This window comes from Massilia niastensis DSM 21313 (genome assembly GCF_000382345.1).
In the GTDB taxonomy this organism is placed as follows: Bacteria; Pseudomonadota; Gammaproteobacteria; order Burkholderiales; family Burkholderiaceae_D; genus Telluria; species Telluria niastensis.
The window spans coordinates 1-19,821 of sequence record NZ_KB908100.1; the positions used below are offsets into that span (position 1 = coordinate 1).

Below are 19,821 nucleotides of genomic sequence, written 5' to 3' on the forward strand. Positions count from 1 at the left end.
CAAACTCTTCAGTTCAATCTCTGTTTGTCGAAACCACGATTTCTCATGGTTTCGAAATCGATCCACTGGATCGATTTCGCTCACTCAAAATACTGACGATTTCTTCTTTCGAAGAAGTTCGTATTTTTTGTGAACATTTGATAATTTAAGTAATCAGCTGAACTTGTCAGCTGGCACCCTCATCAAACGCCCACACTTATCGACTGTTAATTGTTAAAGAACTTGTTCGGTACTGCCTTGCTGCGTTGTGCGAATCGTTTTGTTCGTCAGCAGCAGAGGAAAGAGAGTATGAGGGATATGCTCATCCTCGTCAACCCCCACTTTTCATTTTCACGTCACTCAAGTGTGCTCCAGGCGCACCGGCCAAGGCGGCGAGAAGCGTACAATCTTCCTTTTGCCGACTCACCTTGCATCATGACGATCCTGCTCTCCACCCTCAATGCGCGCTACACCCATGCGTCGCTCGGCCTGCGCTACCTGCTGGCGAACATGGGAGAGCTGCGGAGCCAGACGACCATCCAGGAATTCGTCATCGGCGCCAAGACGACCGACCTGGTCGAACGCCTGCTGGCCCATCGACCGCGCATCGTCGGTTTCGGCGTCTATATATGGAACGTCGAAGAGACCACCAGGGTCGTGGCCATGCTCAAGCGGGTCGCACCCGAGGTGACGGTGATCCTGGGCGGTCCCGAGGTATCCTACGAGACCGGCGAGCAGGCGATCGCGAAGCTGGCCGACTACGTCGTCACCGGCTGGGGCGACGTGACCTTCCCCAAGCTGTGCAAGGACATCCTCGAGGGCCCGCAGCCCCTGATGAAGGTGCACGCCGGCGTCCAGCCGCCGATGGCGGAGATCGCCCTGCCCTACTCTCTATATAGTGACGAGGACATCGCCCACCGCACGCTGTATGTGGAAGCCTCGCGCGGCTGCCCGTTCAAGTGCGAATTCTGCCTGTCGTCGCTGGACAAGACCGCCTGGCCCTTCCCGCTCGACGGTTTCCTGGCCCAGCTCGAAAACCTGTATGGACGCGGCGCCCGCCTGTTCAAGTTCGTCGACCGCACCTTCAACCTGAACGTCAAGACCAGCCTGAAGATCATGCAGTTCTTCCTCGATAAGATCGAGGCGAACCCCGGCGATCCGGTGTATGCCCACTTCGAGCTGGTGCCCGATCACCTGCCCGAGGCGCTGAAGGAAAGCATCGCGAAATTCCCGCCGGGCGCGCTGCAGTTCGAGATCGGCATCCAGAGTTTCAACCCCGAGGTGCAGGCCCTGGTCAGCCGCCGCCAGGACAACGCCAAGGCGGCCGACAACATCCGCTGGCTGTGCGAGCACTCGCAGACCCACCTGCACGTGGACCTGATCGCCGGACTGCCCGGCGAGGACGTGGCCAGTTTCGCGCGCGGCTTCGACCACCTGGTCAGCCTGGGCGCCCAGGAGATCCAGTTCGGCATCCTCAAGCGCCTGCGCGGGACGCCGATCATCCGCCACACCGGGCCGTTCGGCATGGTCTACGATCCCTATCCGCCCTATACCGTGCTGGCGACGAACCTGATCGACTTCGCGACCATGCAGCGCCTGGTGCGCTTCGCCCGCTACTGGGACCTGGTCGCCAATTCGGGCCGCTTCGGCAACACCACCCGCGTGATGCTGGGCGATGCGCCGTTCGAGAATTTCATGGCTTTCTCGGACTGGATCTATACCCGCACCGACGCCACCCACCGCATCGCCCTCGACCGGCTGGCCAGGCTGGTGCAGGAATGGCTGCAGCTGCGCGGCATGGACCAGGCCGCAGCCGCGGCCCTCCTCGCCAGCGATTACGCCGGCAGGATCGACGGCGGCGCGCATGGCGCGAAGCAGACCGCGGCGGCCGCCCCGGCCCGGCAAGTCCGCCATCTGGCAGCCTGACACGCTAGACTAACGTCGCTGGCGGTGCGAACGATTCTCTTTTACACTGCCGCAATGCAGCTTGAAAATGCACCAACATTAACCATCGAACATTCCGCCTCCCGTGCGGAGCAATCTGTCGTGGCAAGCGGCGTCTGGCAGGTACACGCACTGTCCCGGCGCGGCACGCTCAAGGAAATCACCGGCAAGCTGGCCACCCTGCAGGACAAGGGCGCCTGCAAATGGGACCTGTCCGGCATCGAAAGCCTCGACCACATCGGCGCCCAGATGTTCTGGAACGCCTGGAACAAACGCCGCCCGGCACGGCTCACGCTCGATCCGCGCCAGGAAGAACTGTTCGGCCGCATCGAGAAGGCCAGCGCCATCCAGCTTCCACGCCATCGCGTCAGCCCCCTGCGCTACATCATCGTGCTCGGCAGCGGGATCCTGAACTTCTTCGAGCACCTGCGCGGCTTCGTGGGATTGATCGGGGTCGTGATCCAGGACCTCGGGCGCTTCCTGCGCCGTCCGCAGACCGGTCCCTGGCGCGAGATCTCGGCGAATATCTACCACGCCGGCTTCCAGGCCCTGGGCATCACCGCGCTGGTCGGTTTCCTGATCGGCATCGTGCTGTCCTACCTGTCGTCCCAGCAGCTGCGCACCTTCGGCGGCGACAGCTACCTGGTGAACATCCTCGGCATGTCGGTGATCCGCGAACTCGGTCCGCTGCTGGCCGCGATCCTGGTGGCCGGCCGCTCCGGCTCGTCGATCACGGCGCAGCTGGGCGTCATGCGCGTCACCGAGGAACTCGACGCCATGCTGGTGATGGGCATCTCGCACGGCTACCGCCTGATCATGCCGAAGGTGATCGCCCTGGCGATCTCGATGCCGCTGCTGGTGGTGTGGACCGACGCCATGGCCCTGATCGGCGGCATGGTCTCGGCCAAGATCGAATTGAACCTGTCGTTCCGCTACTTCCTGCAAAAGCTGCCGGACGCGGTGCCGGTCGTGAACTACACGATCGGCCTGCTCAAGGGAATGACCTTCGGCATCCTGATCGCGCTGATCTCCTGCCACTACGGCCTGCGCATCAAGGCCAACACCGAGAGCCTGGGCCGCGGCACCACCACCTCGGTGGTCACCGCGATCACCGTGGTCATCCTGGCCGATGCCGTGTACGCCATCATCTTCAGCGGAGTGGGGTTCTGATGACCGACACGACACAGCAGCAGCGCCAGCCCCAGCGCCTGAACATGCAGCCGGAGGAAGACGTCGGGCCGCCGGTGGTCCAGATCCGCAACCTGTGGACCCGCTTCGGCCGCACGGTGGTGCACCAGGACCTGAACCTGGACATCTATGCCGGCGAAATCCTGACCATCGTGGGCGGCTCCGGCACCGGCAAGACGGTGCTGCTGCGCCAGATGCTGGGCCTGGAGCGTCCTTCCAAGGGCTGCGTGCGCGTGTTCGGCAAGGACATCAGCGCGGCCGAGCCGGAAGACCTGCAGCGCATGCGCAATCACTGGGGCATGCTGTTCCAGCAGGGCGCGCTGTACTCGGCCCTGACCGTGTTCGACAACATCGCCCTGCCCATGCGCGAGCTGCACGCGCTGCCCGAGGACGTGATCCGCGACGCGGTGCTGCTCAAGATGAACATGGTGGGCCTGGGCCCCGAGCACGCCAGCAAGATGCCGGCCGACCTGTCGGGCGGGATGGTCAAGCGCGCCGCGCTGGCGCGCGCCCTGGCGCTCGAGCCTCAGCTATTGTTCCTGGACGAGCCGACCGCGGGCCTCGACCCCGACCTGTCGGACGCCTTCGTGTCGCTGATCCAGACCCTGCACCGCGAGCTGAAGCTGACGGTGGTGATGGTCACCCACGATCTCGACACCCTGTTCGCGCTGTCCTCGCGCATCGCGGTGCTGGCGGAGAAGCATGTGCTGGCGGTCGGACCGTCGTGCGACGTGCTGCGCGTCGACCACCCGTTCATCAAACACTTTTTCCTGGGCCCGCGCGGCCAGCGGGCGCTGGAAGTGCTCGTCGAGCGCAACGCCCAGAACGATTCGGAGAGTTAATATGGAAAACAGGTCGTACGCCCTGATGACCGGCGTCTTTACGATCGCGCTCCTGGTGGCGGCCGTGCTGGCCGGCCTCTGGCTGAATCGCGACAAGACCGAACTGGTGCCCTACGAGATCGCCACCACCCAGTCGATTCCCGGCCTGAACCCGCAGGCGAGCGTGCGCTACCGCGGCCTCGAGGTGGGCCGGGTCGACGAGATCGTCTTCGATCCGCGCGTCACCGGCCAGATCCTGATCCGCCTGTCGGTGGACGAGGCCTCGCCGATCACCACCACCACCTTCGCTTCGCTCGGCTACCAGGGCGTGACCGGGATCGCCTTCATCCAGCTCGACGACGACCGCACCGGTTCACCACGCCTGCAGACCGACGGCGAGCGGACGGCGCGCATCCCGATGCGCCCCGGCCTGCTGGACCAGCTGGAAAAGCGCGGCCTGGCGATCCTGGAAAAGACCGAGCAGATCGCGGATGGCCTGAACGCGATCGTCGGCCCGAACAACCAGCTGACCATCATCGGCGCCTTCGAGAGCATCGGCAAGGTCGCCGACGCGTACGCCACGCTGCCGGCGAAGCTGGAGCCGACCCTCGACCGCCTGCCGAAGCTGATCACCAGGCTTGACCGCAGCATGGACTCGATCGATACGCTGGCCGGCAGCACCAACTCGATGGTCAGGAACTACGACCAGCTGGCCATCCGCCTGCAGGCGCAGGACGGTCCGGTCGAGCGCCTGACCTCGGCGATCGGCTCGCTGGAAGCCGCCACCAGCGAACTGGAACTGGAAACCCTGCCGCACGTCGTCCAGATGACCGACGAGGCGCGCACTTCGCTGCGCGCGGTCAGGCGCACCGCCAATTCGCTGTCCGAGCGCCCGCAGAGCATCCTGTTCGGCGCGCCGGGCGACCAGCCCGGACCGGGCGAGCCGGGCTTCAAGGCCCCGACCAAATGAGGACCATCGTGAACGTTCAAGCACCACGCCTTCTGATCGCCCTCGCGGCCGCCGTCCTGCTGGCCGGATGCGGCAGCAGCAGCCGCAACATGCCCGGCACCGTGTTCGATTTCGGCCCGGCCGCCATGGCCCCTGCCCCCGCCGCCCAGGCGCCCGCCGCCCAGGCCAGCATCCCGCAGGCGCTGCCGGCGCTGGTCGTGATGGACGCCACCGGCCCCGCGGTCCTCGACAACGAGCGCATGTTCTACCGCCTGCACTACGCCGACGCGATGGAAGCGCGCATGTACGCCAACAGCCGCTGGAGCGGCAACCCGCTGCAGCTGGTCACCCAGCGCGTCAAGACGCGCCTGGCGCAATCCGGCATGAAGGTGCTGTCGGCCACCGACGCCTCGAACGGCATACCGATCCTGCGCATGGAAGTCGACGACTTCACCCATGCGTTCAGCAGCGCCAGCCAGAGCGAGGGCCAGCTGATCCTGCGCGCCTCGGTGTTCAGCGAGCACCGCCTGGTCGACCAGCGCACCTTCACCCGCACGACCGCCGCCGGCAGCGCCGACGCGGCGGGCGGGGCGCGCGCGCTGGCCGGCAGCACCGACGCCGTCGCGGCCGACATCCTGGCGTGGCTGGCGACGCTCGACGTCGGCAAACGATGACACAGGCGGACGTGGCGGAACCGGCGCACGGTTCGCCGCGCGGTTCGCCGATCTCGCGCGCCGCGCTGCTGGCCTATCTGCTGCTGATCATCTATGCGAGCTGGTACCCGTTCTCCGGCTGGCGCGACAGCGGGCTGCCGCTGCTGGCCTTCCTCAACCTGACCAAGCAGCGCTACTGGACCGGCTTCGACGTCACCGTCAACATCGTCGGCTACATTCCGTTCGGCGTGCTGCTGGTGCTGTCGCTGTATCCACGCCTGCGCGGCGCCTGGGCGGTGCTGCTGGCCGGCCTCGGCGGCCTCCTCGTCTCCGGCACGATGGAGGCGGTGCAGAACTTCCTGCCCAGCCGCGTACCCTCCAACCTCGATTTCATCACCAATTCCAGCGGCTGCCTGGCCGGCGCCGTGCTCGGCGCGCTGTGGGCGCCCGGACTGCTCGACCGCAGCCGCCTGTACCAGCTGCGCCGGCGCTGGTTCGCGCCGCACGCCAGCCAGGGGCTGGTGCTGGTGGCCCTGTGGCCGCTGGCCCAGATCTACCCCCAGAGCTACCTGTTCGGCCATGGCCAGGTACTGCCGATCGTCTCCGGCTGGCTGTCGGCCTGGCTCGACGAAGACATCAACCTGATGGCCATGCTGCGTCCCGGCGCGGCCATGAGCGTGGAGCAGTACTGGCTGTCCGAGACCATCATCACCGCCTGCGGCATGACCGGCGCGGCCCTCACCCTGATGTGCCTGGTGCGCCGCGGGGCGCCGCGTTTTTCGCTGATGCTGGCCCTGATCGCGGCGGCGCTGGTGGTCAAGTCGCTCGCCAGCTCGCTGCTGTTCCGGCCCGATAACGCCTTCGTCTGGATCACGCCGGGCGCCGAAGGCGGCTTCCTGATCGGCCTGATCATGCTGGCGGGGCTGGTATTCGCGCCCCAGGTGGCGCAGCGCCGGCTGGCCGTGGTCACCCTCATCCTCAGCCTCATCGTCGTCAATACGATCCCCGTGAACCCGTATTTTTCGTCGACCCTGCAGGGCTGGGTGCAGGGCAAATTCCTGAATTTCAACGGTGCGGCCCAGTTCCTGTCCCTGCTATGGCCATTTTTTGCGCTGTGGTTCCTCCTGCTCCCTTCGCATAAACTCAACCGGCAGTAAGACGCGTATCATTGCGCATTGGCGCCGCCACTTTTCACGAGAACGACATGAACGACGACAAACCGTATTACGAACATCATGTATTTTTCTGCATGAACGAGCGCGACGGCAAGGATGCGCGCCAGAGCTGCGGCCACTGCGGCTCCGGGAAAGCGCAGAAGCATGCCAAGAACCGCATCAAGGAACTCGGCCTGAGCGGCCCGGGCAAGGTGCGCATCAACCAGTCCGGCTGCCTCGACCGCTGCGAGGAAGGCCCGGTGGTCGTGGTCTACCCCGAGGGTACGTGGTATACCTATGTGGACACGGCCGACATCGACGACATCATCGACACTCACCTCATCGGCGGCAAGGTCGTCGAACGCCTGAAAATCTGATCTGCCACGAAGCATGATGAATATTCATTCGCACAAGTTTTACCTGGACGGCCATGCCGGAAAGATGCAGTGCCTGCTGGACCTGCCTGACGGCGCACCGCGCGGCATCGCGCTGGTGGCCCACCCCCACCCGCTGTACGGCGGCACGATGGAAAACAAGGTCGCCCAGACGCTGGCGCGCACCTTCGTCAACCTGGGTTATGCGGCCGCGCGCTTCAATTTCCGCGGCGTCGGCGAATCCGAAGGCGTGCATGACGACGGCCGCGGCGAAGTGGACGACATGGCCCTCATGTATGCGCACATGCGCGAGCGCTATCCCGACCTGCCGGTCACGCTGACCGGTTTCTCGTTCGGCACCTTCGTGCAGGCCCGGTTCCAGCAGCGCCTGGCGGCGGAAGGCCGTCCGGCCGAACGCCTGGTGCTGGTCGGCACCGCCGCCGGCAAATGGCCGATGCCGGAAGTCCCGAAGGACACCATCCTGATCCACGGCGAGCTTGACGATACGATCACATTGAAGGATGTCCTCGACTGGGCGCGTCCGCTCGACATCCCGGTCACCGTCATCCCCGGCGCCGACCATTTCTTCCATCGCAAGCTCGGCCACATCAAAAATCTCGTGGCCCAAATGTGGCGGCGTGACATTTGAGCGCGACACTATCCTATAATTAGTGCCTTCTTCTTTTGAGGCAATGCTTTACGGCATTGCCTTGCGCTCCACCACCTTACTGACGAAATTGCTTCCATGAAAAAACTGTTAGCGGCGTTTGCCGCCAGCCTGGTGATGGTCTCGGCCAGCGCGCAAACCGTGCCTGCACCGACCATCGCCGCCAAATCGTGGCTGCTGCTCGATGCGACGAGTGGCCAGGTCATCGCTTCGCAGGACCAGAACGCGCGCATCGAACCGGCCTCGCTCACCAAGGTCATGACGGCCTACGTGACCTTTGCCGCGATCCGCGAGAAGCGCCTGGCGCTGAACCAGATGGTGAACGTGTCGACCCGCGCCTGGAAGGTCGATGGCAGCAGCTCGAAGATGTTCATCGATCCGGCCACCCCGGTGTCGGTGAACGACCTGCTGCACGGGCTGATGATCCAGTCGGGCAATGACGCGGCAGTGGCGCTGGCCGAAGCGGTCGCCGGCGACGAAGGCACCTTCGTGACCCTGATGAACCGCGAAGCCGAGCGCATGGGCCTGAAGGGCACCCGCTTCGCCAACCCGCACGGCCTGCCGGACGCGAACAACTATTCGACCGCGCACGACCTGTCGATGCTGGCGGCGAACGTGATCCGCGACTTCCCCGAGTTCTACAAGATCGACTCGGTCAAGCAGTTCACTTATAACAAGATCACCCAGCAGAACCGCAACCGCCTGCTGTGGCTGGATCCGACCGTGGACGGCATGAAGACCGGCCACACCGACTCCTCGGGCTACAGCATGATCGCTTCGGCGCGCCGCCCGAACGGCACCACCGGCCAGCGCCGCCTGATCTCGGTCGTGCTGGGCACCCCCTCGGATTCGGTGCGTACCCAGGAAAGCCAGAAGCTGCTGAACTGGGGCTTCCAGAACTTCGACACCGTGAAGCTGTACTCGAAGGGCCAGGCGATCGCGACGCCGGAAGTGTGGAAGGGTTCGCAGTCGAACGTGAAGATCGGCTTCACCCGCGACATCCTGGTCACCGTGCCGAAGGGCGTGGCGGGCAAGCTCAAGCCGGTCCTGGAACGCAAGGACCCGCTGGTCGCGCCGCTGGCCCGCAATGGCCAGGTCGGCACCCTGAAGATGATGGCGGACGGGAAGCCGCTGCTGGTGCTGCCGGTGGTGGCGCTGGAAGAGGTGCAGGAAGCGAGCATCTTCGGACGCGCCTGGGATTCGGTGCGGCTCTGGCTGCAGTAAGCGATACGGCGTAGCGCCGACAGCCCGCCCGTGCGAGAGCCGGGCGGGCTTTTTTGTTTGCCACCGAGTTCGTATTGACGAATTCGCCTTGTCAGGCAATCAATTCGACACGCTCCCGCTATAATCATGCGATCCCGTCACCACGAAAGATCCGCATGACCCACCCGCTGCCCGCCGACCTGCACTGCCCCCGCGTCACCACCCGCGATGGCGGACCGGAACTGTCCCGCATCGTCGCCGGCATGTGGCGGATGACCGAATGGGGCATGTCGGTGCAGCAGCGGATCGCCTTCATCGAGCAGTGCATCGCGCTGGGCGTCACCAGCTTCGACCACGCCGACATCTACGGCGACTACGGCGTCGAGGGCCTGTTCGGCGAAGCCCTGCGCGCCCAGCCTTCGCTGCGCGACCGCATCGAACTGGTCAGCAAGTGCGGGATCAAGCTGATCTCGTCCAAGCGCCCGCAGCACGGCATCCAGCACTACGACACCACCGGCGCCCACATCGTCGCCTCGGCCGAGGAATCGCTGCGCCAGCTGCACACCGACCGCCTCGACCTGCTGCTGATCCACCGCCCCGATCCGCTGATGGACTTCGACGAGGTCGCCGAAGCCTTCAATCGCCTGAAGCAGGCCGGCAAGGTGCTGCACTTCGGCGTGTCGAACTTCACGCGCCACCAGTTCGAATCCCTGAACCGCCGCGTCCTGCTGTCGACCAACCAGGTCGAATTCTCGCCGCTGCACAGCGCGCCGATGTTCGACGAGACCTTCGACGGCCTGCAGGACCTGCGCATCGCCCCGATGATCTGGTCGCCCCTCGCCGGCGGCCGCCTGTTCGATTCGAACGACGCCGGCGCCGAGAACCTGCGCCTGGTGATCAAGGAAACCGCCGACCGCCTGCGCCAGCCTTTCGCCAGCGTGGTGTTCGCGTGGATCATGCAGCTGCCGAGCCGCCCGATTCCGCTCACCGGCAGCGGCCGCATCGAGGCGATCGGGGTGGCGGTGGCCGGCAGCAGCTTCACGCTGGAGCGCGACGACTGGTTCCGCATCCTGCGCGCGGCGCGCGGACACGAGGTGGCCTGAGATGGCCGACAGCCAGCTGAAGGTCGTCGAAGGCAAGGCCCTCAACGCGCAGCAGAAGAAGGACCTGCTGAACCGGCTGGCGCGCATCGAGGGCCAGTTGCGCGGCGTGCAGAAGCTGATCGCGCTGGCCGACACGCCGTCGGACTGCGACGCCGTCGCGCAGCAGATGGCGGCGGCGCGCAAGGCCCTCGACCGCTCCTTCGTCCAGCTCCTGACCTCGGCCATCCTCACCCAGACCGGCGACGCCGCCGACCTGGAGGAAGCGCAGGCGCGGGCCGCCCACCTGGCGGCCATGCTCGACAGGTTCGCCTGAATCAGTCCTCGTAGACCCGGGGCGGGGCAACGCCCTGCCACCCGAGCTTCCAGCCGATATTCAGCAGCAGGGTCGCGCACACGTACAGCAGGAAGAACAGCACGAAGAAGCGCGTCTGCAGCAATGCCAGCAGCACCGCGCACACGCCCAGCAGGACCAGCATCCCCTTGCGGCGCGGATGCTTGGAGCTGGGGAAGCGGATCGTCGACACCATCAGCGCGCCCACCACGACCATCAGCGCCGCGACCAGGAACGCCTGCGTCATCGTGACGGCCGGCGCCGGCCAGGCCACCACCACCGAGGCCACGCAGGCCGCGCCGGCGGTGATCGGCATGCCGACGAAATAGCGCGGATCGGTGCGGCCGTGGCTGATATTGAAACGCGCCAGGCGCAGCGCGCCGCAGGTGACGAACACGAAGCAGGCCAGCCCGCCCATGCGCACCAGGGTCGGATGCGCCTCGCTCATCTGGGCGAAGCCGTAGCAATACAGCAGCAGGCCGGGGGCGCAGCCGAAGTTCATCACGTCGGCGATCGAATCGAGCTGCACGCCGAAGCTGCTTTGCGTGTTGGTGGCGCGCGCCACGTAGCCATCGAGCGCGTCGAACACGCCGGCCAGCACCAGCAGGATCGCGGCGAGCCGGTAATCGCCTGGGTCGCCCACGTGCGCGTTATCGACCGAGATCACGATGCTGCCGAAGCCGCACGCAATCGACAACAGCGTCACGAAACTGGGTAGGGCGAACTTGGCGCGGGCAAGGCGCTGCTGGCGTGTAGGCTTCAATTGATGGCTCGACAAGATAATGAATGCCACATTCTACAGGCAGCAAAATAAGGCTGTTGCGCATGATGCTAACGTCCGGCGTGACACGACGATTTGCCCTAGAATGTCAGCTGGTTTCCAGGTATTGACAGGAGTTGCAATATGAGCTATACGCTTCGCTGGTCGGCATTCGTTGCGGCGCTGGGCATCGCGGTGGGCCTGGTTGCATGCGGCGGTGGCGGCGGCAGCGCGAGCCCCTCCGGTATCGCCAACAACGCCGCCGCGGCCATGCCTCCCACCGGCACGGTGACGCCGGACGCCTCCGCGCCTGTCCTGACGGGCAATATCGCAGCCGACGGGCGCAACTGGATCAACTATCGCCGCACCCAGGCCGGGATGCCGGCGGTGGCCGAGAACGCCCAGATCAACGTCGCGGCGCAGGGACACTCCGACTACCAGCGTGTCAACAACCTCATGAGCCACGACCAGACCGCGGGCCGCCAGGGCTTCACCGGCGCCACGCTGGCGGACCGCCTGAACGCGGCCGGCTACACGCTGCCGGCGAACGGCTTCGCCTACGGCGAGGTGATCTCGGGGACGAACAACCGCTCCGGCTTCTACATGGCCGAAGAACTGATCACGGCGATCTTCCATCGCTTCGTGATCTTCGAGCCGATGTTCAGGGAAATCGGCACGGGCGCGGCGACCGCGGCGAACGGCTTCAACTACTTCACCGCCGATTTCGGGACGCGCGGCGGCTTCACGTCGGGCATTGCGCGCGGCACGGTCGTGACCTGGCCGTTCAATGGCCAGACCCAGGTGACGCCGAACTTCTTCAGCGACAGCGAGGAACCGGATCCGGTACAGGGCCGGAACGAAGTGGGCTACCCGATCAGCGTGCACGCCAACCTCGAATTCGACATCGCCGTGCAAAGCTTCAGCGTGCGTCCGCGCGGCGGCGCCAACCTGCAGGTGCAGCGCGTCGACCCGACCGGCGACAAGACCGCGGCCGCGATCGTCCCGCTGGCGCCGCTGGCCGCCGCGACCACCTACGACGTCAGCTTCACCGGCTCGGTGGGCGGCACGCCGGTGGCGCGCGAGTGGTCGTTCACCACCCGTTGATGCACAACGCCCCGGACGGACGCAAGGACCGCGGCCAGGCCATCGACCTGGACGCCGGACTGGAGCGGGTCATGGGCGACCGCGCCATGTACCTGCGGGTGCTCGCACGCTTCCAGGCCGATTACCGCGACAGCGCGCAGCGGCTGCGCGCCGCCCTCCTCCAGGATGACCCGAAGCTCGTCCAGCGCATCATCCATACCCTCAAGGGCGCCGCGGCGATGATCGAGGCGCGCAGGCTGCGCCGGCTGTCGCACGACATCGAACTGGCGCTGCGCGCGCAAGCCGGCGCGGACGCCGCCATGGTCGATGCGCTGGAAGCGGAACTGGCGCGGGTGCTGGAAGCACTGGATGCGGCGCTGGCTGGCGCCGTGCTGCCGGCCTCAGCCATGCCGGCCGTGACGGGAGACCTGGCGACGCTGCGCGCGATGCTCGACCTGGGGAATGGCGATGCGCCCGCCCTGTTCGCCACCCAGCGCCCCGCCCTGCTGGCCACGCTCGGGACGGAACGCCTGCGTGCACTGGACAGCGCCATCGGGGAGTTCGACTTCGAGCGCGCCCTGGCCGTCATGGACGGGACCACCCCCGCCTAGCGGCAGCGCGCCTTCAGCGCGTGTATTCCGCTTCCTCGTCGAACGAATCGGCGCAGCTCTTGCCACAGAAACGGCGCACACTGTCGAGTGGTTTTTCGCAATACCAGCACGAACCTTTTGCCGGCAAGCTCAGTCGGGAAGGCGTGGTACGCGCAATCGCGGCCATGGGCGCCTCGGGCATCCCGTTGTCCGGAAAACTCTCGTGTGTCGTTTCCAAGATCCACCCCCTACACGGCAGACTGAAGTCCAGAAAAGATTACTCCAGTGGAATGCCGCGTGCATGAGAAAGCGCAAGCCAGACCGCAACAGCCAGGCTGTCGCGGCAGTACAGTGCGTATCAGTGTGCGCCCAATGGCATGCCTGTGCAATGCTGTCATTATCGACAGCCTTGATTTAAGGCATGTACGCAACACCGCATTCGGGCAATACATCGTGCGGCGAGAAAATCCTATCTTACTGCCAACAATATGCGCGCACGCAACAGAGAAGGAGCGCTCAGCGCACCGGTTCCAGGGTGACCAGCAGGCCCGAGCGGGTGGTCTGGATGCGGGTGGGGGTGAACTGGACGCCCGCATGGCGCAGGTCTTCGGTGCGGAAGGTGTAGACCGGCACGTCGCGCACCAGGGTGCCGATCAGGCCGTTGGCGACGCTGGCCATCTGGCGCTCGAGGCTGCCGCTGCCGGCGCCGAAGTCGATGCGGTCCACGCGCGGTTCGGCCATCATCACCGCCGAGCGCCCGGCGTCGACGTACAGGCGCCCCGAAAACGCCAGGCTCCCGGACCAGGAATCGCGCATGAACGGCGGGGCGACCGACGCGTCCAGGGCCAGGGCCACGCGGTCCAGCTCGGGCTGGATCGAGAGCTGGGGACGCGACAGGTGGACGTTCAGCGCGCTCAGCATGGAGTTATCGATCGGGAAGCGGCGGTCGATGCCGGCTTGCAGCTTGTGCAGCGGCAGCTCGACCTGGCGCGGGCCGATCAGGCTGGCGCACGAGGACAACAGGGCGCAGGCGGCACTGGCCGCGGCCAGTGCCGCCACGCGGCGGCGCCCGTTCGGATGGGGGCGGGTCTGGTACGAATCGTTCATGCGGGGAGCGTAGCACAGACGGCCCCGGCGAGCCGCGCGGGCGGCTCAACCGGGACACGGCAGGGGTGGGCGCTCACTTTCCGATACAGAAGCGGCTGAAGATCACCCCCAGCAGGTCGTCCGGCGTGAACTGCCCGGTGATGCTGGAGAGCTGGTCCTGCGCCAGCCGCAACTCCTCGGCGAACAGGTCGAGCGACTGGTCGTCCTGCATCGCGTGCTGGCGCGCCAGGTCCAGGTGTTCGCGCGCGGCGCGCAGCGCGATCAGGTGGCGTTCGCGCGCCAGGTACAGCGACTCCCCGGTCTGCTGCCAGCCGGCGATGCGCAGCAGTTCGGCGCGCAGCAGGTCGATGCCGATCTTCTCGTGCGCCGACAGGTAGATATGGGTCGCGTCCGCGCCCGTATCGACGGACGCCTGGTGGCCCGACAGGTCGATCTTGTTCCAGATGCGCACCACCGGCACGTTCTGCGGGAAGGCGGCGACGATCGCTTCGTCGGCCTTGCTCGGCCCCAGGCTGGCGTCGAGCAGGTGCAGGATCACGTCGGCCTTGCCGACCTCGCCCCAGGTGCGCTCGATGCCGATGCGCTCGACCACGTCGATCCCCTCGTCCACCGCGCGGATGCCGGCGGTGTCGATGATGTTCAGCGGGATGCCTTCGACCTGGATGGTCTCGCTGACCTTGTCGCGCGTGGTGCCGGCGATCGGGGTGACGATCGCCACGTCGGCGCCCGCCAGCGCATTCAGGAGCGAGGACTTGCCCACGTTCGGCTGGCCCACCAGCACCACGTTCAGGCCTTCGCGCAGCAGCGCGCCCTGCGCCGCCTGGCGGAACACGGCTTCCAGCGAGTCGACGATGCCGGCCAGCTGGCCGCGCGCGTTCGACTTCTCGAGGAAGTCGATTTCCTCTTCCGGGAAGTCGAGGGTGGCTTCGACCAGCATGCGCAAATTTGTGGTCTGGTCGACCAGCCTGTGCACCACCTGCGAGAACGCGCCGGACAGCGACTGCGAAGCCGACCTGGCGGCCGCTTCGGTGGAGGCGTCGATCAGGTCGGCGACCGCCTCGGCCTGGGCCAGGTCGAGCTTGTCGTTCAGGAAGGCGCGGCGGGTGAACTCGCCCGGTTCCGCCAGGCGCAGGCCGAAGGCGCCGCCGGCTTCCAGCACGCGCGCAAGCAGCATCTGCAGCACGATCGGGCCGCCGTGGCCCTGCAGCTCCAGCACGTCCTCGCCGGTGTAGGAATGCGGGCCCTTGAAGTAGAGCGCGATGCCCTGGTCGATCACGTCGCCGTTGGCAGCCTTGAACGGGATGTAGGTGGCGTGGCGCGGGGCCAGGGTGGCGCCGGGGAACAGGGCGTCGATCAGCGGGGCCAGCGACTTGCCGGAGGCGCGCACGACGCCGATGCCGCCGCGGCCGGGGGCGGTCGCGATGGCGGCGATGGGGGAGGTGTCGAGTTTCATGGGATGGATTGTAAGGGATACGCCCGGGCGTTGTTTGGCGATCCAGGTTCGCCGCGCACCGCCAGAAACAAAAAAGCCCGCGCATCGCACGGGCTTTCCAGGAACAGCGAACAGTTTACTTCGCCGTCTCGTACTTCTTGGTGATGACCCACTGCTGGCCGATCGACAGGATGTTGTTGACCACCCAGTACAGCACCAGTCCCGACGGGAAGAAGAAGAAGACCACCGAGAATGCCAGCGGCATGAACAGCATCATCTTCGCCTGCACCGGATCGGTCGGTTGCGGGTTCAGCTTGGTCGTGATGAACATCGACACCGCGTACAGGATCGGCAGGATGAAGTACGGGTCAGGCTGGGTCAGGTCGGTGATCCAGCCGACCCACGGCGCGCCGCGCATCTCGACCGATGCCTGCAGCACCCAGTACAGGGCGAAGAACACCGGCATCTGCACCAGGATCGGCAGGCAGCCGCCCAGCGGGTTGATCTTTTCCGACTTGTACAGCTCCATGGTGGCCTGCTGCATCTTCTGCGGATCGGCCTTGTAGCGCTCGCGGATCGCCTGCATCTTCGGCGTCACCACGCGCATCTTGGCCATGCTGCGGTAGCCTGCCGCCGACAGCGGGAAGAAGGCCAGCTTGATCAGGATGGTCAGGGCGACGATGGTCCAGCCCCAGTTACCCAGCAGCGAGTACAGGTGGTCCATCACCCAGAAGATCGGCTTGGCGATCACGGTCAGCATGCCGTAGTCCTTCACCAGCTCCAGGCCCGGGGTGATCGTCTCGAGGGTCTTCTCGTCCTGCGGACCCGAATACAGGCGGGTGTCGGCCGACACGGTGGCGCCCGGCGCCACGCTGCCCAGCGGCTGCACGGTGCCGATCGCGTACAGGTTGGTCGCGATCTTCTTGGTGAAGATGTCGCGCGGCGCCTTGTCGGCCGGGATGAAGGCCGAGACGAAGAAGTGCTGCGAGATCGCGACCCAGCCGTTGTCGGCCTTGGTCGAGTGCTCGGCTTTGCCCTTCTCGATTTCCTCGAAGGTCAGCTTCTGGTACTTCTCGGCGTCGGTGTACAGGGTCGGGCCGGTGTAGCTCGACATGAACCACGAGTTGTTGGCCGGTTCGTTGCCGTCGTGCTGGAGCTGCAGGTACAGCGACGGCTGCACCGGCGCGGCGCTGACGTTGGTGACGTCATGGCGCATGCCGATCACGTAGTCGCCGCGGCGGAACGTGAAGGTCTTGGTCAGGCGCACGCCGCCCTGCTCCGCATCCATCACCAGCTGCACCTGGTTGCCGCCGTTCAGGGTGCGCACACCCGGGCGGACCACGAACGGCGTGGTGTGGTTCGGCAGCACGCCGGCGGCGCTGGTGCCGATCAGGCCGGTCTGGCCGAGGTAGACATTGTTGCCGTTGACGCCGAACAGGACCTGGTTCTTGGTCTTGTCGTTATGGTCAGGATACTTCAGCAGTTCGAGACGCTTGATGACGCCGCCGACGGTGTCGATGTCGACCTTCACCACGTCGGTGCTGATGGTCACGACCTGGCTGGCCGCGGCGGCCGGCGCGCCACCCGCGACAGGCGGCGTGGCGCCCGGCGTGCCCGGCACGGCCGCGCTGCCCGGCTGGGCTGCGGCGGGAACGTCGGACGGCTTGGCCTGCTGTTGGGCGACCTGTGCCGGCGGGGCCGGCGAGAACAGGGACTGTTTGCCGGTGGACACCATCCAGTTGTTCCATAGAACAATCAGGGAGACAGCGAACACGATCCACAGGACGGTACGTTTATTGATATCCATTGAGGTATTGATCAGGAATGGTTGCAACCGCAATCGGCTGAGTGGGAATCCTTGGTGCGCGCGGGCGGCACCAGATCGACGCCGCCGGCGTTCCACGGGTGGCAGCGGCACACGCGGCGCGTGGCCAGCAGCGTGCCGCGCAGGGCGCCGTGGGTGCGCAGCGCTTCGATCGCGTAATTGGAGCAGGTCGGGTAGAAGCGGCACTTCTGCCCGAGCATCGGGGACAGCAGCAGCTGGTAGCCGCGTAGCAACCAGACGAGCAGCGTCTTCATGATGGCGAGGACGCGCTCGCCCGGCGCGGGCGCTGGGAAGCGAACAGGCGCGCCAGTTCGGTGCGCAGTTCCGCCTTCAGGGCGCGGGTGGTCGCGGGACCGTCCTTGGCGTTGACCGGACGCGCGAGGCGCACGATGCAGTCGACCGCCTGGAGCTCGCTGCTGCGGAACAGTTCGCGCGTGACGCGCTTGATCGTGTTGCGCGTCACCGCGCGCGGGGCGAAACGCTTGGCCGCAACGACGCCTAGCCGCGCATGCGGCAGGGAGTTGGGTCGGGTGTAGAGCACGAAATGCGCGGTTTTTTGCGTTGGCCGCAAACGAAAAACGGATGAAAATTCATCCGTTTTAACGATGCGCCGAGCGCGCGCGAAGTCGTGCGAACCTTCGCCTGTCATGGCCGACCGCAATCGATCTGCGGTGTCGGCTTAGACGACTGCCAGGCGCTTGCGGCCCTTGGCGCGGCGGGCGTTCAGGACTTGACGGCCACCACGGGTAGCCATACGTGCGCGGAAGCCGTGCGTACGCTTACGACGAACGACGGAAGGTTGGTAAGTACGTTTCATGGTGGTCTCGCTTAAAGCAAAATAAAATGCAAAATCGGGGCTGACGTCTTGTCAGCATGCGTCGCCAATGACAGTTCGCAGATGTTAAGCCAGCGTCACGCCACAGCAGATACTCTCTTGACCCGGCCACCAACCGCTGGGATTGACAGCTTGATATGGTGTACAGGCGGGGAACCCTGAATTAGACCCTACTTCCAGTCCAGCTGTCAAGGAAGCTGTTGTTTCGCAGGCGCCCGGCCGCCCCTGCCCATGGGTTCCCAAGGGTGCTCCGCCAACCGCGTTTTCGGTTGAAAATAGTCGCGCAACCTGTGGATAACTCTGGAAGACCCATGTAAAATAGCGTGTTACGTATCAATTAGCGATGTATGGAAAACTTTTGGCAGACCTGTTCCGCGCAGCTGGAGCTCGAACTAACGCCCCAGCAGTATAGTGCGTGGATCAAACCGCTGGTCGCCCTCGATTACGAAGACGGCAAGCTGCGCATCGCCGCGCCGAATCGCTTCAAGCTCGACTGGGTGAAAACACAGTTCGCCACGCGCATCACCGAGCTCGCCGCCCAGTACTGGGAAGCACCGGTCGAGGTGCAGTTCGTGCTCGACCCGAAGAACAATCCGGCCAAGAAGCCGGCGGGTCCGGCCGCGACCGTGGCGCCGGCAGCGGGCAACGGCGGCGGCATGCGCCCGGCCGCGCCGGTCGGCCAGGAGAACCTGAACATCGCCAACTCGCCCAAGCGCGAGCAAAGCCGGATCAACACCGAGCTTACTTTCGACAGCTTCGTGACCGGTAAGGCGAACCAGCTGGCGCGCGCCGCCGCGATCCAGGTCGCCAACAACCCGGGCGTGTCGTACAACCCGCTGTTCTTCTATGGCGGCGTGGGCCTGGGCAAGACCCACCTGATCCATGCGATCGGCAACCAGGTCATGGCCGACCAGCCGGGCGCGCGCATCCGCTACATCCACGCCGAGCAGTACGTGCGCGACGTCGTCACCGCCTACCAGCGCAAGGGCTTCGACGACTTCAAGCACTACTACCACTCGCTCGACATGCTCCTGATCGACGATATTCAATTCTTCGGCGGCAAGAGCCGTACGCAGGAAGAGTTCTTCTATGCGTTCGAAGCGCTGATCGCGGCCAAGAAGCAGATCATCATCACCTCGGATACCTATCCGAAGGAAATCACGGGCATGGACGACCGCCTGATCTCGCGCTTCGATTCCGGCCTGACGGTGGCGATCGAGCCGCCGGAACTGGAAATGCGCGTGGCGATCCTGCTCAAGAAGGCGCAGTCCGAAGGCGTGACCCTGTCGGACGACGTGGCCTTCTTCGTGGCCAAGCACCTGCGCTCCAACGTCCGCGAACTCGAAGGCGCGCTGCGCAAGATCCTCGCCTACTCGCGTTTCCACGGCAAGGACATCACGATCGACGTGGTCAAGGAAGCCCTGAAGGACCTGCTGTCGGTACAGAACCGCCAGATTTCCGTGGAAAACATCCAGAAGACGGTCGCCGACTTCTTCAACATCAAGGTCGCGGACATGTATTCGAAGCGCCGCCCGGCCAACATCGCGCGCCCGCGCCAGATCGCGATGTACCTGGCGAAGGAGCTGACCCAGAAGAGCCTGCCGGAGATCGGCGAGCTGTTCGGCGGCCGCGACCACACGACCGTGCTGCACGCGGTGCGCAAGATCGCCCAGGACCGGGCGAAGAACGCCGAGTGCAACCACGAACTGCACGTCCTGGAACAGACCCTCAAAGGGTAAAGGATGGCGCCCGGGCCGGGGATAAGGCCAGCCTGATGCCTGGGGGTATTTCTATTGCCCCTGGCGTGGCAAAATAGTGCGTTA

Annotated in this window: 22 protein-coding genes; 14 read left to right on the plus strand and 8 right to left on the minus strand. The window is 65.5% G+C overall.

Annotated features, from left to right (window positions below):
* Window positions 1–414 precede the first annotated feature (414 nt).
* From H162_RS0115555 to H162_RS0115605, 11 genes are all read left to right on the plus strand, one after another.
* Entirely contained in the window at window positions 415–1,905 is a 1,491-nt protein-coding gene (locus tag H162_RS0115555) for a B12-binding domain-containing radical SAM protein (RefSeq protein ID WP_020654403.1), read from the plus strand.
* 54 nt (window positions 1,906–1,959) lie between these two features.
* A complete protein-coding gene (locus tag H162_RS0115560) occupies window positions 1,960–3,093 on the plus strand; it encodes an MlaE family ABC transporter permease (RefSeq protein ID WP_026354690.1) in 1,134 nt (377 codons plus the stop codon).
* A gap of 44 nt (window positions 3,094–3,137) precedes the next feature.
* Window positions 3,138–3,953 (plus strand): ABC transporter ATP-binding protein, encoded by an 816-nt coding sequence (locus H162_RS0115565; protein WP_051109944.1) that lies wholly within the window; start codon window positions 3,138–3,140, stop codon window positions 3,951–3,953.
* A gap of 1 nt (window position 3,954) precedes the next feature.
* Window positions 3,955–4,902: an MlaD family protein gene (locus tag H162_RS0115570; RefSeq protein ID WP_020654406.1), complete on the plus strand. Its 948-nt coding sequence runs from the start codon at window positions 3,955–3,957 to the stop codon at window positions 4,900–4,902.
* Window positions 4,903–4,910: 8 nt separating this feature from the next.
* On the plus strand, window positions 4,911–5,555 hold the full coding sequence (locus H162_RS0115575; RefSeq protein WP_307188078.1) for an ABC-type transport auxiliary lipoprotein family protein: 645 nt from the start codon (window positions 4,911–4,913) through the stop codon (window positions 5,553–5,555).
* Window positions 5,552–6,691, plus strand: coding sequence for a VanZ family protein (locus H162_RS0115580; RefSeq protein ID WP_020654408.1), 1,140 nt, complete (start codon window positions 5,552–5,554; stop codon window positions 6,689–6,691). The genes H162_RS0115575 and H162_RS0115580 overlap by 4 nt, the downstream gene beginning before the upstream one ends.
* A 47-nt stretch (window positions 6,692–6,738) precedes the next feature.
* Window positions 6,739–7,065: a (2Fe-2S) ferredoxin domain-containing protein gene (locus H162_RS0115585; RefSeq protein ID WP_020654409.1), complete on the plus strand. Its 327-nt coding sequence runs from the start codon at window positions 6,739–6,741 to the stop codon at window positions 7,063–7,065.
* Window positions 7,066–7,081: 16 nt separating this feature from the next.
* Window positions 7,082–7,711 carry an alpha/beta hydrolase gene (locus H162_RS0115590; RefSeq protein WP_026354691.1) on the plus strand — a complete coding sequence of 210 codons (630 nt, stop codon included), beginning with the start codon at window positions 7,082–7,084 and terminating at the stop codon, window positions 7,709–7,711.
* Between the two features lie 96 nt (window positions 7,712–7,807).
* Window positions 7,808–8,953: a D-alanyl-D-alanine carboxypeptidase family protein gene (locus H162_RS0115595; protein WP_020654411.1), complete on the plus strand. Its 1,146-nt coding sequence runs from the start codon at window positions 7,808–7,810 to the stop codon at window positions 8,951–8,953.
* Window positions 8,954–9,108: 155 nt separating this feature from the next.
* The gene (locus H162_RS0115600) at window positions 9,109–10,035 is read left to right on the plus strand and encodes an aldo/keto reductase (protein WP_020654412.1); all 927 of its coding nucleotides are present in this window, start codon (window positions 9,109–9,111) and stop codon (window positions 10,033–10,035) included.
* Between the two features lies 1 nt (window position 10,036).
* A complete protein-coding gene (locus H162_RS0115605) occupies window positions 10,037–10,348 on the plus strand; it encodes a metal-sensitive transcriptional regulator (RefSeq protein ID WP_020654413.1) in 312 nt (103 codons plus the stop codon).
* 1 nt (window position 10,349) lies between these two features.
* Here H162_RS0115605 and pssA read toward each other — a convergent pair whose 3' ends face one another.
* A complete protein-coding gene (gene pssA, locus H162_RS0115610) occupies window positions 10,350–11,129 on the minus strand; it encodes a CDP-diacylglycerol--serine O-phosphatidyltransferase (RefSeq protein ID WP_020654414.1) in 780 nt (259 codons plus the stop codon).
* Window positions 11,130–11,270: 141 nt separating this feature from the next.
* Here pssA and H162_RS0115615 point away from each other — a divergent pair, with 141 nt between their 5' ends.
* Both H162_RS0115615 and H162_RS0115620 read left to right on the plus strand, forming a co-directional pair.
* Window positions 11,271–12,230 (plus strand): CAP domain-containing protein, encoded by a 960-nt coding sequence (locus tag H162_RS0115615; protein WP_020654415.1) that lies wholly within the window; start codon window positions 11,271–11,273, stop codon window positions 12,228–12,230.
* On the plus strand, window positions 12,230–12,820 hold the full coding sequence (locus H162_RS0115620; RefSeq protein ID WP_020654416.1) for an Hpt domain-containing protein: 591 nt from the start codon (window positions 12,230–12,232) through the stop codon (window positions 12,818–12,820). Before H162_RS0115615 ends, H162_RS0115620 begins: the two co-directional genes overlap by 1 nt.
* 13 nt (window positions 12,821–12,833) lie before the next feature.
* On the opposite strand, the gene H162_RS34055 is transcribed toward H162_RS0115620, so the two are convergent.
* From H162_RS34055 to rpmH, 7 genes are all read right to left on the minus strand, one after another.
* Entirely contained in the window at window positions 12,834–13,037 is a 204-nt protein-coding gene (locus H162_RS34055; RefSeq protein ID WP_040787551.1) for a hypothetical protein, read from the minus strand.
* Between the two features lie 278 nt (window positions 13,038–13,315).
* Window positions 13,316–13,906, minus strand: a complete 591-nt coding sequence (locus H162_RS0115625) for a DUF1439 domain-containing protein (RefSeq protein WP_020654417.1) — start codon at window positions 13,904–13,906, stop codon at window positions 13,316–13,318.
* A gap of 73 nt (window positions 13,907–13,979) precedes the next feature.
* Complete coding sequence (gene mnmE, locus H162_RS0115630; RefSeq protein ID WP_020654418.1) at window positions 13,980–15,359, minus strand: tRNA uridine-5-carboxymethylaminomethyl(34) synthesis GTPase MnmE; 1,380 nt, start codon at window positions 15,357–15,359, stop codon at window positions 13,980–13,982.
* Window positions 15,360–15,474: 115 nt separating this feature from the next.
* The gene (yidC, locus tag H162_RS0115635; RefSeq protein WP_026354692.1) at window positions 15,475–17,145 is read right to left on the minus strand and encodes a membrane protein insertase YidC; all 1,671 of its coding nucleotides are present in this window, start codon (window positions 17,143–17,145) and stop codon (window positions 15,475–15,477) included.
* Window positions 17,146–17,156: 11 nt separating this feature from the next.
* A complete protein-coding gene (gene yidD, locus H162_RS0115640; RefSeq protein ID WP_020654420.1) occupies window positions 17,157–17,417 on the minus strand; it encodes a membrane protein insertion efficiency factor YidD in 261 nt (86 codons plus the stop codon).
* Window positions 17,414–17,812, minus strand: a complete 399-nt coding sequence (gene rnpA, locus H162_RS0115645) for a ribonuclease P protein component (protein WP_084677031.1) — start codon at window positions 17,810–17,812, stop codon at window positions 17,414–17,416. The genes yidD and rnpA overlap by 4 nt, the downstream gene beginning before the upstream one ends.
* Window positions 17,813–17,842: 30 nt before the next feature.
* Window positions 17,843–17,980: a 50S ribosomal protein L34 gene (gene rpmH / locus H162_RS33260; protein WP_078035393.1), complete on the minus strand. Its 138-nt coding sequence runs from the start codon at window positions 17,978–17,980 to the stop codon at window positions 17,843–17,845.
* Window positions 17,981–18,345: 365 nt separating this feature from the next.
* On the opposite strand from rpmH, the gene dnaA reads away from it, so the two are divergent.
* Window positions 18,346–19,737 carry a chromosomal replication initiator protein DnaA gene (gene dnaA, locus H162_RS31030; RefSeq protein WP_020654422.1) on the plus strand — a complete coding sequence of 464 codons (1,392 nt, stop codon included), beginning with the start codon at window positions 18,346–18,348 and terminating at the stop codon, window positions 19,735–19,737.
* Window positions 19,738–19,821: the final 84 nt, after the last annotated feature.